Genomic DNA, 11,923 nt, shown 5'->3' with positions numbered 1-11,923 from the left:
TCAGGTGACCCGTACCTCCCTGGGGCGAACCACGCCCGACGGGCGCCTCCGCCGAATCCGTCCTGCCACCCGGGCAGTCCGGAACCGGGGACCCACACGCAGCACCGGGGTGAATCGGTCCGTGCCCTCGCATCCGGACCGTAGGACAGCCTTCCGTTCCGTCCGAACCCGACAGCTAACCCGGTAGGCGGTCCACGGAAGGAGATGCCGGTCTTGGCATCGCATCGCAAGCCGCGCACGAAGGTGCGCACCACCACCCCCGCCGTCGGTCTGACGACGGCCGCGCTGGCCTCCGTGACGCTGCTCTCCACGCAGAGCGCCACGGCCGCGCCCGCGGAGCCGAAGCCCGCCATCGAGGAAGTCCAGCAGAAGGTCGACGCCCTGTACCGGCAGGCGGGCACCGCGACCCAGGAGTACAACCGGGCCAAGGCCGCCTCCGCGTCCCAGCGGACGAAGGTCGACACGCTGCTCTCCGACGTGGCGAAGCGGACCGAGAAGATCAACGAGGCACGCAGGGCGCTGGGCTCCTACGCGGCGGCCCAGTACCGCAGCGGCGGCATCGCGCCCACGGCGACGTTCTTCCTGGCGGACGACCCGCAGGGGTACTTCGACCAGAGCCGGCTGATGGACCGGGCGACGGAGCGGCAGCAGAAGGCCGTCTCCGATTTCCGTACGCAGCAGGCCTCGGCGGCGAAGAAGCGCGCGGAGGCGGTGAAGAGCCTGGAGACCCTCACCGAGACGCAGGCCACGCTCGCCTCCAGCAAGAAGGACGTGCAGACCAAGCTCACCGAGGCCCGGGGCCTGCTGTCGAGGCTGACCGCCGAGGAGAAGGCGCGGCTGGCGGAGCTGGAGCGCCGGCAGGAGGCCGAGGCGAAGGAGAAGGCGGCCAGGCTGGCCGCCCGGCAGGCCGCCGAGGCGAAGGAGAGGGCCGAGGCCGAGGAGAAGGCCCGCGAGGAGGCCGCGAAGGAGCCCGGCGGCGGCTCGGGCACGGGTTCCGGTTCCGGTACGGGCACGGACCCCGGCTCCGGCACCGGTTCCGGTACGGGCAGCGGCTATGCCGCCAAGGCGGAGAAGGTGCTGGCCTTCGCCCGCGCGCAGATCGGGAAGCCGTACGTGTGGGGCGCGTCGGGCCCCTCCAGTTACGACTGCTCGGGGCTGACGCAGGCGGCGTGGCGGGAGGCGGGCGTGACCCTGCCCCGGACGACCTGGGACCAGGTGGAGGTCGGGACCCGGGTCGCCACGTCCGACCTGAAGCCGGGCGACCTGGTCTTCTTCTACGACGACATCAGCCATGTGGGCGTCTACAAGGGCGACGGGATGATGATCCACGCACCGAAGCCGGGTGCGAACGTGCGCGAGGAGTCGATCTACTCCATGCCGATCTACGGAAGCGTGCGCCCGGCGTAGTGCGCGTCCGGGGGGCGGCTTCCCGGCGGCCGCCCCCGGAACGTCTCAGGTCCAGACAGTGGCGATGAAGATGTTGGCGGCCGTCAGTCCGCCGACGGCGGCGAACGCGCCCTTGTCCACCGTCTCGTCGTCCCGCTTGACGTAGACGAGGGCGAGGATCACGACCAGCAGCGCGAGCTTGATGCCGATCTTGACGTTGTTCACGGCCTGGTCGTCGGCCTGGTTGAGTCCGACCAGGGCGACGCCGGTGACGAGCATGGTCAGCGCGCCGTGCAGCATGGCGGGGGTGAAGCGGGCGGTGCCCGCTCCCATGGCCTTCATCTGCGTCAGGAAGCCGCCCAGCAGGGAGGCGATGCCGATGATGTGCAGGGCGACGAAGACATTGATGAGTACGTCCATGGCTCCGGAGCCTAACCATGGCCAAGGTTTTACCTTTCAGTGAGGCAAGCCTTCCTTGCGCACCTCCTCCGGAATTGACCGCATTGTCACGCATTGCCCCGATGCACGGAGGTATCAGTGATCAACCAAGGCCACGGAAAGGTCACATCGGGGCAATAGCAGTCATGGCGACTCTTTTCCCGCCACCAGGATTAGCGTCCTTCACGGACCCGCCGGTATCCCCCGGCGGGCAGCCGGCAGGAAGGATGCCGCCCCCGTGGCAGCGCACCGCAGGTCAGCCCACCGAAAACCCAAGCAGCGCCCGCTCACCGGCTCTGCTGCCCGCACCGCCGCCACCCTGGCGCTCGCCGGGGCGGCCACCGCCGGCTCGGTCACCGGAGCGGGCGCGGCCCCCGCCGAACCGGCCCCCACCGCCACGCAGGTCAGGGCGAAGGCCGACCGGCTGTACCACGACGCCGAGGTCGCCACCGAGAAGTACAACGGGGCGAAGGAGAAGGCGGCCACCGCCACCCGCACCGTCGACGCCCTGACCGACGAGGCCGCCCGCCGCACCGCCCGCCTCAACACCGCCCGGCACGCCCTCGGTTCACTGGCCACCGCGCAGTACCGCAGCGGCACCCTGGACCCGGCCCTGCAACTGGCGCTCTCCTCCGACCCCGACGCCTTTCTGCAACGCGCCTCCTACCTCGACCGGGCGGGCGACCGGCAGAGCGGCCTGCTGCACGGCATCCGGCGGCAGGTCTCCCAGATCACCCGCGTCAAGGCCCGCGCCGACCGGGAGACCGAACGCCTCGCGGCCCGCCGCGCCGAGCTGCGCGAACACCGCACCGCGATCCGCGCCAAGCTGGCCGACGCCCGCAGGCTGCTGGACACCCTGACCGCCGACGAGCGCGCCGCGTACGAACGCGGCGCCGACGCCCGGCACGGCGGCGGCCCGGCCCACGCCGACCGCTCGGCCGTTCGCGGCGCTCAGGCCCCAACCGCCGGCTCCCGCGCCGCCCGGGCCATCGCCTTCGCGCACGGCGCGATCGGGAAGCCGTACGTCTGGGGCGCGACGGGCCCGAACGCCTTCGACTGCTCGGGCCTGACCCAGGCGGCCTGGAAGGCGGCGGGCGTGAGCCTGCCGCGCACCACCTACACCCAGATCAACGCCGGGGCCCGGGTCCCCCGCTCCGAACTGGCCCCCGGCGACCTGGTGTTCTTCTACTCCGGGATCAGCCATGTCGGCCTCTACATCGGCGGCGGCCAGATGATCCACGCCCCGCGCCCCGGAGCACCGGTCCGCATCGCGCCCGTCGATCAGATGCCTTTCGCCGGAGCGACCCGGGTGGCATAGTCCGCCGGGCGGGTGCCGGTTCCGAACAGAGATGCCCGGTACGCCCATGTGACACGTTACGAGCGCCGCTCGTACACCGTCACTCGTCGTCCGAGAACCTGCCGATCCGCCACCACCGTGCAGGACGCCCGCAGCGCCGACAGCTTCGCCTCGTCCCGCACCGCCGACAAGAATCAGCAGGGAGAGCCGGTTCAGCAGCGCGCACAGCAGCACCGTGCCACCGTATGCCGCCCATCGGCGCCGTCGGCCAAGGCCAAGGCCACGGCCACAGCCGGAAGCAGGCCGAACGCCAGCCCCGCCGTCAGGCCGACTGCCCGGCCAACCGACGGGCGATGACCGCCACACAGGCCGCCGCGCATGACATGGCCAGCACCGACGGCAGCCGCGGGGTCGTGGTACCGGACCCGAAGCAGGACAGTTGTTCGGAGGAGCTCGCCTCCGCACCTCTTGGCCGAAAGCGCACTCAACTCACCGTTGGCGGTTCACCCGGACCAGGACCCGACAGGAAGCCTGGACAACACGCGGGATCCCCAGGTAGTACGGACACCGGCCGACAACCGAGAACCGGAACCTGCGGCCGGTCCCGACCCCCGCCGGAGGAACTCCCGTATGACGTCGATGGCGAACGCCGTCCAGGACTACGCCCGGGCACTCGCGCTGGGCTCCCCGGATCACTACCGGGTGGGCCCGTTCACCGTCCGGCACAACCCGGGCTGGGAGCTGAAGTACGCCAACTACGCCATCCCCAACCGGGGCGCGGAACCCACGGCGGACGACGTGGCCGCCTTGGTCGACGCCTTCGGGAAGCACGGACGGCTTCCTCGCCTGGAGTTCCTGCCCGCCTGGGCACCGGCCGTCGAACCGGCCCTGCTGGCCTACGGTTTCACCGTGGAGAACCGCGCCCCGCTGCTCGCCTGCGGCCGCGAGGACCTTCGGCCGCCGAAGCCGGTGGACGGGCTGCGCATCGGCACACCGGTCACCGAGGCGGAGTTCACCGAGGCCGCCCGCGTCCAGCACCGCGGCTTCGGCGGCGAGGGCGACCCCGAGCCGGGAATGACCGACTGGCTGCGGGCGGCGGCCTCCGGCGACGGGGTCGCCGCACTGGCCGTCCTCGACGGCACGCCGGCCGGGGCGGGCGGCTGCTCGCCCGCGATCGACGGCCTGAGCGAGCTGGCCGGGCTCGCCGTCGCCGCCCGCTGCCGCCGCCGGGGCGTGGGCGCCGCGCTCTCCGCCTGGCTGACGGAACGGGCCTTCGGCCAGGGCTGCCGGGCGGTCTGGCTGGAGCCGGGCGACGCCGACGTCGAACGCGTCTACGCGGGCATCGGCTACCGCCGGATCGGCGAGAAGGTCAACATCTCGCTGGAGCCGACCGCCGTCTGAGGCATGGCTCCGCCCCAGACGGCCGGCGGTGAATGGCTAGAGGTAACTCACGGAGATCTGATCCGCAACGAGATCGTTCATCATCGTCTCTTTGATGAGCCGGAGCTTGGCCAGCTGCTTACGGCGTCGCGCACGCTGGCCAAGCAACACCGCGCAGGATTCGGCGAGCTGTCGCTGCTTCGAAACCGGCGGCAACTCGATCTCGACGTCGAGCATCCTGCTGACGGACAGCTGTCCCCGACCGGTCACGAACGAGGCGTCCGACTCGGCGATCGCCTCGGACCGCAGCCGGACCTGTGCCATCGGGTGACGGAGCCAGGCCACCAGATAGTCACTGTCCAGCCGGTCATGATCCGGTGTGAGGCACAGGACACCCTGGGAGACCGTCGCTTCGGGCAGGACCTTCCGCCAGACGGCCGCCCGGTGGGGCTCGTGCGGCTGGGCGAGGCCGAGAGTGAAGAGCACGTCACCATCGCGCAGAAGATGATCGGAGGAGACGACCGAGCTGGTGCGGGACATCCTTGAGAGTGCGATGCCGTCGTCAACCAGTGCGCTGCCCCGTACCGCCGGAAGCCCGTCACCCTCTCCTTCGGCGGCAGGGCGCGTGTAGTTGCCCTGCCATGCCACGCTCACGACATCGCGAAGGGGGCAGCTCGCCGAGGTTTCCCCGCTTTCCGCGCGGGGGGCGAAGAGCGGAATCAGCAGCATGTGCAGGTCGATGTCCAGCTTCGCCGTCGCGGCTTCGACTGCCTTCTCCGTGTCGATGATCTCGTGGAGACGGCGGGCCACCTTGTGGCGGGTGCCGCCCGGCACCGGCACGATGCTGTCGAAACTCCAAGGAGACTCCTGCGACCAGGGGTTGTTCTCGATGAACGCCTCTGGTTTCCCGGAGAGTTGGCGTTCGATCTCGCGAAACGAGAGCCGGTACTTGCTTTCCCAGTTCTCGTAGGATCCCAACAGCTCCCGCCGCCTCCGGAGAAGCTGCGCGTCCAGTCGGTCCGCAAGCCTGCGACCCAGGATCCCCAGCACGACGGCACGATCGCCCTGGGCGTCCAGAGCTGCCCGCGCCCGCGCCAGCCGCGGCATCGACGCGGGCGTCCCGTCGCCGGACCTCCTGCCCGGTGCGGACCCCCAGAAGCTGTTCTCCACAACGCGGACAGCGCGCTTGGCTCTCGTCTGGTCACGTCTGAGGTCAGCAGTGGGCCTCAGCTCCTTCAGATCCGCCAAGGCCTGCTCCGCAGCGGCCAGTTCGTCCACGAAAGTGGGCAGGATGGCTGAGACCACCTCGTGCTGGTACACCTGCCGGCGCTCCGCGGCGGAAAGCCCTGCCTGCCCTCGTCCCTCCATGAGGACATCGCCGACCCAGTGGTCCACGAGACCTCCGAAGCCATGGTGGGCAAGGATCTTCAGGTCGGTCCCGGTGGCCTGCCACCAATCGGCCAGGGCACTCCCGACCGCGTCCCGGTCGAGAGGCCCCACCGGGACGAGACCGTGTCGCGCGGAGGCGAACAAGCCGGCCCGGAGGTCCCCCGGAAACGGACCGGAGCGAGCCCGTTCTCCCCGCTGCCGTGCCAACGCGTCGACGTCCGCGGCGCGACCGGGCCACCATTCCTCGAACGTCCTCCGGAAATCCGTCTCCCGCTCCACCGTGAGCCGTGTCAGCCTTTCGGCCTGAGACTCTTCTCGGCCGGTGGGGTGGTCGACGTACGCGTCATCGTCGGGGCGCCCGGCGAACAGCCACGGCGTGGTGACACCGTAGGCGTCCAGCAGCGACTCCTTCGACCGGATCTCAGCCACGGGCACCCCGCCGACCAGGTGCGCCCGGAGGTCCTGCGGCTCCGGCGGCGGGCCGTCCACGTAGCGCTGGACGGCCAGGCTGTCGCGGGCCCCCGCGATCTCGTCGCGGCCCACGAGTCGCGCGAAGCCCTCGACGTCCGTCCGCGCGTGGAAGGCCGAGACAATCCGCTCCACGTGTTCGGGCAGAAGGACGTTTCGCGCCCGGGTAGCCCGGAAGTCACGCGAGCCGTCGATGAAAAGCACGGTGTCGCGCATCTCCTCCGACCGTGCCTCCGGCTCCCGCAGCACCATTACACAGGCAGGTATGCCGGTGCCGTGGAACAGGTTGGGCGGAAGCCCGATCACCGCCTCGACCATCCGGGCGTCCAGCAGCCCGGAGCGCACCCGCTGTTCCTCACCGCCTCGGAAGAGAACGCCATGAGGCAGGACGGTGAACACGGATCCGCCACGCCCCCGGACCATGTGCAGCATGTGCTGAAGGAACATCAGGTCGGACTTGCCCTTCTCGGGCGCCTCCCCGTACGGCATGCGCTCCTTCAGGTCCGGCACCTCGGCCCGGCTGTAGTCCATGGAGAACGAGGGGTTGCTCAGCACCAGATCGAAATCACCGCCCCGGTGCCGTGGGTCGGTGAGGGTGTCACCCACCTCCAGCGAGAAGCGCTCGACACCGTGGAACAGCATGTTCATGGTCGCCATGGCCCAGGAGCCGCCGTTGACGTCCTGGCCGGCGAGCAGCAGGTCGCTGGAGTCTCCGCTGTGATCGTCGACATACTCCTTGGCATGGATCAGCATGCCACCGGATCCCACGCACGGGTCGTAGACGCGCATCCCTGCCGTCGGGCGGGCCAGCTCGACCATCATCCGGCTGACTGCTCGCGGGGTGTAGAACTCGCCGCCCCTACTGCCCGCCGCGTCCGCGGACTCCTTGATCAGGTATTCGTACGCGGCGCCGATCGTGCCGGGGAACCCGAGGTCCTCATCGGTCAGCCGGAGGGTTCCCAGGCTCTTCACCAGCGCGGCCACCCGCTGGTCCACGACGTGCCCCGCCGTGGAGCCCCGGGCCGCATGACCTCTGCTGAAGTCGACGTGGTCGAAGAGGCCTCGCAGCTCCTCGTTGCCCTGGCGGATCTCCAGACTGTCGAGCGCCGCATACACATATCTGCCGACCACGCCGTCCGCCGCCGCCCCGGCCAGTCGCTCCCAGCGAGCCTCTTCAGGTACGTAGAAGACGCCACGGGTCCGATAGCTCTCGTGGGCCTCGGCGCTCTCCAGCGCCTCCTCGTGCGAGCGCCCCGTCGCCAGCGCCTCTGCGATGATCGCGTCACGCGTGGCTTCGAACGCGTCGTTGAACCGCTTGAGGAGAAGCAGGGCGGAAACGAGGTCACGGCATTCGGCCGCGTCCATACTCCCGCGCAGAATGTCCATGGCACCGACGAGATGTCGTTCCAACTGGGCGAGCGTGAGCCTGGCCACGTACGGCACTCCCTCTGCGTCCTACAGTGACATCGCGGTCATCGGGAAGCCTACGACGTGGAAACGAGCAGGGGCATGGGTGTGCTCCCCCTCAGTAGTCGCGGACACCGAGCCCCTCCTCCACGAAACGCCATACGTCCGTATAGGGGTCCCACTGGGTCTGGTCCGGCCGCCGGGCGTTCCTCGCATTCTGTTCCGCGAACTTCCGTGCCTTTTCGTATCTGCCCCGGAGCTGCTCCGGCATCACGTGCTTCGCTGCCTCCGGGGAGACGCGCAGCATGTTCGGACCGTACGTCTGCACGAAGCCCGGCTGCTGCTTGAGGCGGTCGGCCGCGCTGTCGCAGACGCCCCCGAAGGTACTCGTGTAGTTCTGGTAGTGAAAAAGGCGCCACAGCTCGAAGCAGGGGTGCGAATAGGCGATCCGCACGCCTGCCTTCTTGGCCCTGGCGAAAGCGGAGGGAATGTCCTCGTGCTGGTCACGATCGAAGAGGCACCACACCTGCGGCCAGTTCCAGGCATCCTCCTCGATCCCAGCCTTTCGGGCCGCTCGCTCCGCCGACGCAACGAAGGGAATGGCCTCCTCCACCAGTGGTAGCGGCTTCCGGCGCTTGGACGGCGCGTTCAAGTTCTTGTAGAGGATTTCCACTCTCCGGCCCGGCTCCCTCCGTGTGCCGTGGAGCCGTACGTACTCGACGAAATCACGTTCCGTGACTTCGCCTTCCATCAGGACGTACACCTCGCGCGGGCGCAGCTCCGGTGGCTCTTTCCTCTTGCGCCCCGGAGTGTCCCGCCCCCTGTCCCTCGCCATCAGGAACCCTCAGCCTCCCCTGCCCGCACTGCCAGCACGGTGCGCCCGATCTGCCCCGCCGTCACCTTGGGTACCCCCCCGAAGGCTCCCGCCAGATAGGAATCCGTGAGGTCCTCGTCCTCCCCCGGTTCCACGTCACTCAGCGGGTAGATCTGAGTGGCCCCGTCCCGGTCCTTCTGGGTGAGCCAGATCTGGCCCGGTTCCAGTTGACGACCGCCCCGGGGCGAACTCAGCAGCGAGGGGTCGTGCGAGGTGAAGACGAGCTGGGCGCCCCTGGTGTTGGCCCAGGGAGCCTGGAAGAGCCGCACGACCTCCGCCGCGAAGCGTGGATGCAGGCTGGCGTCCAGTTCGTCGACCAGCAGCACCGCACCTTCGTCCAGAGCAAGCAGAAGCGGTCCGATCAGCGCGAACCAGGAGCGTGTCCCGAACGACTCGTGCTTCCAGTCGAACGCCACGGGCCCTTCGCTTCCGCCCCCGTGCAACAGCCTGAACGACAGGTCCTGGCCGGGCCGCTGCTCCACCTCGGCTCCGCTGATGCCCAGGTCCGCTACGCGCAACAGCTCCTCGATGCGCTCCCGCGACCGCTCGTCCAGCAGCTGGCGGGCGGTGAAGGCCTCGCGCTGCGCGATCTCGGTCTCCGGGGTGATGTCCCACAGGTTTCGCTTGAACCAGTCGAAGATACGGGTGAGTTGCTGGTGGTTGTCGTTGGCCGCGCGGGAGAGCAGCAAGGCATCCGCACGGGTCATCCGGGCGAGCAGAGCACGGTCGTGGACGCGATCACCGGGAAAGTCGAAGATCTTCTCCCGGGTCGCATCGCGGTCGAACCACACCTGCCTTCGGCCCTTGGGGTAGGCATGCAGCCATTCGGATTCCACACGTTGTGCGCCGAGCTCGAAGCCATAGGTCCAGCGGACACCGTCCTCCAACACGAAGTCGGCTTCGTAGAAAGAGCTGTCTTCGACCGCCTTCGGGTCAAGGGCGAACACATCGCGGGGAATCCCCTGGTACGAAGCCCAACCGCCGTACGAGTTGAGAACAGCCTCACGCATCTTCTTCAGGGCGAAGATGACGTTGGACTTGCCGGACGCGTTCGCGCCGAAGATGCCGAGCAGCGGATAGACCTGAAGCTGTTTCCCGTCGGAGAGCGCGACCGTCCTCGCGACGTCGGATTCCTCGCCCGGCGGTACGACGAACGAAAGCTCCTGCTCATCACGTAGCGACCGGACGTTCGCCGTGCGGAAACCCAGCAGCATGCGGCCCTCCTCTCGTGGCGCACAGAATAACGGTGTGCCGGTGCGTCCGCCTGCCCCAGCCCGGCTCAGACCAGCCGTCGGGCCGTCGCCCACCGGGTCAGCTCGTGCCGGTTGGAGAGCTGGAGCTTCCTGAGGACCGCCGAGACGTGCGACTCGACCGTCTTCACCGAGATGAACAGCTGCTTGGCGATCTCCTTGTACGCGTAGCCGCGCGCGATCAGCCGCAGCACCTCGCGCTCGCGCTGGGTGAGGCGGTCCAGGTCCTCGTCGACCGGCGGGGCGTCCGTGGAGGCGAAGGCGTCCAGGACGAAGCCGGCCAGCCGCGGCGAGAAGACCGCGTCGCCCTCCTGGACCCGGAAGACCGAGTTCACCAGGTCGGTGCCGGTGATCGTCTTGGTGACGTAGCCGCGCGCGCCGCCCCGGATGACGCCGATGACGTCCTCAGCGGCGTCCGACACGGACAGCGCGAGGAAGCGGACCGGGTTCTCGGCCGTGCCCATCATGGGGGCGCAGCGGCGGAGCACCTCGACGCCGCCGCCGCCCGGGAGGTGGACGTCCAGGAGGACGACCTCGGGGCGGGTCGCCGTGATGACGGTGACCGCCTGGTCGACGTCGGCGGCCTCGCCGACCACCTCGACGCCGGTCTCCTCGGTGCGGCCGATCTCGGCCTGCACCCCGGTGCGGAACATCCGGTGGTCGTCGACGAGCACGACCCGTACCCGTCGCTCCGGGCCCCCGGTGGCTTCGGTGTTCTCGGTCATTCGCTCGCCCTCTCCATCTCCAGCTCGACCTCGGTGCCCCCGCCGGGCACCGAACGCAGCCGGGCGCTGCCGCCGTTGCGCTGCATCCGGCCGATGATTGATTCTCGTACGCCCATCCTGTCCCCGGGAACCTCGTCGAGGTCGAAGCCCGGACCCCGGTCCCGTACGGACACGAAGACCGTGCGGCCCTCGACCTCCGCGAAGACCTGGACGGCGCCGCCCTCGCCACCGTACTTGGCGGCGTTGACCATCGCCTCGCGCGCGGCCTGCATCTGCGCGGTCAGCTTGTCGTCGAGCGGGCAGTCCCCGACCACGACGACCTCCAGCGGGACGCCGTGCTTGTCCTCGACCTCGGCGGCGGCCCGCTTGACCGCCTCGGCCAGGGTCTCCGGCTCGTCGTCCTCGTCCTTGCCGGTGCCCTCGGGGTTGTAGAGCCAGTTGCGCAGCTCGCGCTCCTGGGCGCGGGCGAGGCGTCTGACCTCGCCGCCGTCGTCGGCGTTGCGCTGGATCAGGGTGAGGGTGTGCAGCACGGAGTCGTGGACGTGGGCGGCGACCTCGGCCCGCTCCTGGGCGCGGATGCGCATCAGGCGCTCCTCGGAGAGGTCCTGGGTCATCCGCACCAGGTAGGGGCCGGCGAGCAGGGCGATGCCGGTGAGCACGGCGATGGCGGCGGTGAGCACGTTGCCGAGCTGGGCGGCCGAGCCGCGCACCACCATGAACACGGCGAGGCCGAGGCCGACGAGGGCGACTCCGGCGAGGCCGCGGGCCAGGTGCAGCAGCTTGCGGTTGCGGCCGGTCTCCATCCAGCGGGCGCGGCGGGCGTTGTCCGCCTGCCGCCAGACCAGGACGGAGCCCGCGCCGATCAGGAGGGTGGGCCAGATGTAGCGGTCGGCCCCGCTGCCCATGTCGACGTTGGCCACGAACACGACGGCTCCGACGGTCAGGGCGACCAGCGCGAAGACCTGGCCCTTGTCCGGCTTGCGGAGCTTGCGGCGGCCGTCCGCCGACGTCTCGAACACCGAGCGCGGGGCGTCGACGCCGCCGACGCCGAGCGGCACGACGATCCAGAACACCGCGTAGAGCACCGCGCCGAGGCCGTCGGTGAAGAACAGCCCGAGGAAGAGGAACCGCACCCAGGCGACGGGCAGCCCGAGGTGTCCGGCGAGGCCGCGCGCGACGCCGCCGAGCAGCCGGCCGTCGGCGCTGCGGTAGAGCTTGCGCGGCGCGGGCTCCTCCGGGTCGGCGGCGAGGGAGCTGGCGGCTCGGGCGGTGGCGGCTGGCATACCCCGATCGTCACACGCGCGGACGC

Annotated in this window: 9 protein-coding genes and 1 riboswitch; of the genes, 3 read left to right on the top strand and 6 right to left on the bottom strand. The window is 70.0% G+C overall.

Annotation, left to right across the window (positions count from 1 at the left end; translation table 11 throughout):
* Positions 1-39: 39 nt before the first annotated feature.
* Positions 40-206: riboswitch (cyclic di-AMP (ydaO/yuaA leader) on the top strand.
* Positions 205-1,407 (top strand): NlpC/P60 family protein, encoded by a 1,203-nt coding sequence (locus tag OG245_RS23530; protein ID WP_371625434.1) that lies wholly within the window; start codon positions 205-207, stop codon positions 1,405-1,407. It overlaps the preceding riboswitch by 2 nt.
* Positions 1,408-1,452: 45 nt before the next feature.
* On the opposite strand, the gene OG245_RS23525 is transcribed toward OG245_RS23530, so the two are convergent.
* A complete protein-coding gene (locus OG245_RS23525; RefSeq protein WP_371625433.1) occupies positions 1,453-1,806 on the bottom strand; it encodes a hypothetical protein in 354 nt (117 codons plus the stop codon).
* A 256-nt stretch (positions 1,807-2,062) separates the two neighbouring features.
* Between OG245_RS23525 and OG245_RS23520 the strand changes: the two genes are divergently transcribed.
* Together OG245_RS23520 and OG245_RS23515 are read left to right on the top strand one after the other, a co-directional pair.
* On the top strand, positions 2,063-3,142 hold the full coding sequence (locus OG245_RS23520) for an NlpC/P60 family protein (protein WP_371625432.1): 1,080 nt from the start codon (positions 2,063-2,065) through the stop codon (positions 3,140-3,142).
* Positions 3,143-3,751: 609 nt separating this feature from the next.
* On the top strand, positions 3,752-4,522 hold the full coding sequence (locus tag OG245_RS23515) for a GNAT family N-acetyltransferase (RefSeq protein WP_371625431.1): 771 nt from the start codon (positions 3,752-3,754) through the stop codon (positions 4,520-4,522).
* Between the two features lie 36 nt (positions 4,523-4,558).
* Here the strand turns inward: OG245_RS23515 and OG245_RS23510 are convergent, their stop codons facing one another.
* The 5 genes from OG245_RS23510 to OG245_RS23490 form a co-directional block, all read right to left on the bottom strand.
* Positions 4,559-7,792 carry an N-6 DNA methylase gene (locus tag OG245_RS23510; protein WP_371625430.1) on the bottom strand — a complete coding sequence of 1,078 codons (3,234 nt, stop codon included), beginning with the start codon at positions 7,790-7,792 and terminating at the stop codon, positions 4,559-4,561.
* A 91-nt stretch (positions 7,793-7,883) separates the two neighbouring features.
* A complete protein-coding gene (locus OG245_RS23505) occupies positions 7,884-8,600 on the bottom strand; it encodes an RloB family protein (RefSeq protein WP_371625429.1) in 717 nt (238 codons plus the stop codon).
* Positions 8,600-9,853, bottom strand: a complete 1,254-nt coding sequence (locus OG245_RS23500) for an ATP/GTP-binding protein (protein ID WP_371625428.1) — start codon at positions 9,851-9,853, stop codon at positions 8,600-8,602. Before OG245_RS23500 ends, OG245_RS23505 begins: the two co-directional genes overlap by 1 nt.
* 65 nt (positions 9,854-9,918) lie before the next feature.
* Complete coding sequence (locus OG245_RS23495; RefSeq protein ID WP_007450924.1) at positions 9,919-10,614, bottom strand: response regulator transcription factor; 696 nt, start codon at positions 10,612-10,614, stop codon at positions 9,919-9,921.
* Positions 10,611-11,897 (bottom strand): PspC domain-containing protein, encoded by a 1,287-nt coding sequence (locus tag OG245_RS23490; protein WP_371625427.1) that lies wholly within the window; start codon positions 11,895-11,897, stop codon positions 10,611-10,613. The genes OG245_RS23495 and OG245_RS23490 overlap by 4 nt, the downstream gene beginning before the upstream one ends.
* Positions 11,898-11,923 lie beyond the last annotated feature (26 nt).

Source organism: Streptomyces sp. NBC_01116, from assembly GCF_041435495.1.
Lineage (GTDB): Bacteria > Actinomycetota > Actinomycetes > Streptomycetales > Streptomycetaceae > Streptomyces.
Note: the sequence above shows the minus strand (reverse complement) of the source record. Positions and strands in the feature narration are given on the sequence as shown.

Coding starts and splice junctions, on each gene's coding strand:
- OG245_RS23530 (WP_371625434.1), top strand. CDS start 205: ATGCCGGTCTTGGCATCGCATCGCAAGCCGCGCACGAAGGTGCGCACC.
- OG245_RS23525 (WP_371625433.1), bottom strand. CDS start 1,806: ATGGACGTACTCATCAATGTCTTCGTCGCCCTGCACATCATCGGCATC.
- OG245_RS23515 (WP_371625431.1), top strand. CDS start 3,752: ATGACGTCGATGGCGAACGCCGTCCAGGACTACGCCCGGGCACTCGCG.
- OG245_RS23505 (WP_371625429.1), bottom strand. CDS start 8,600: ATGGCGAGGGACAGGGGGCGGGACACTCCGGGGCGCAAGAGGAAAGAG.
- OG245_RS23500 (WP_371625428.1), bottom strand. CDS start 9,853: ATGCTGCTGGGTTTCCGCACGGCGAACGTCCGGTCGCTACGTGATGAG.
- OG245_RS23495 (WP_007450924.1), bottom strand. CDS start 10,614: ATGACCGAGAACACCGAAGCCACCGGGGGCCCGGAGCGACGGGTACGG.
- OG245_RS23490 (WP_371625427.1), bottom strand. CDS start 11,897: ATGCCAGCCGCCACCGCCCGAGCCGCCAGCTCCCTCGCCGCCGACCCG.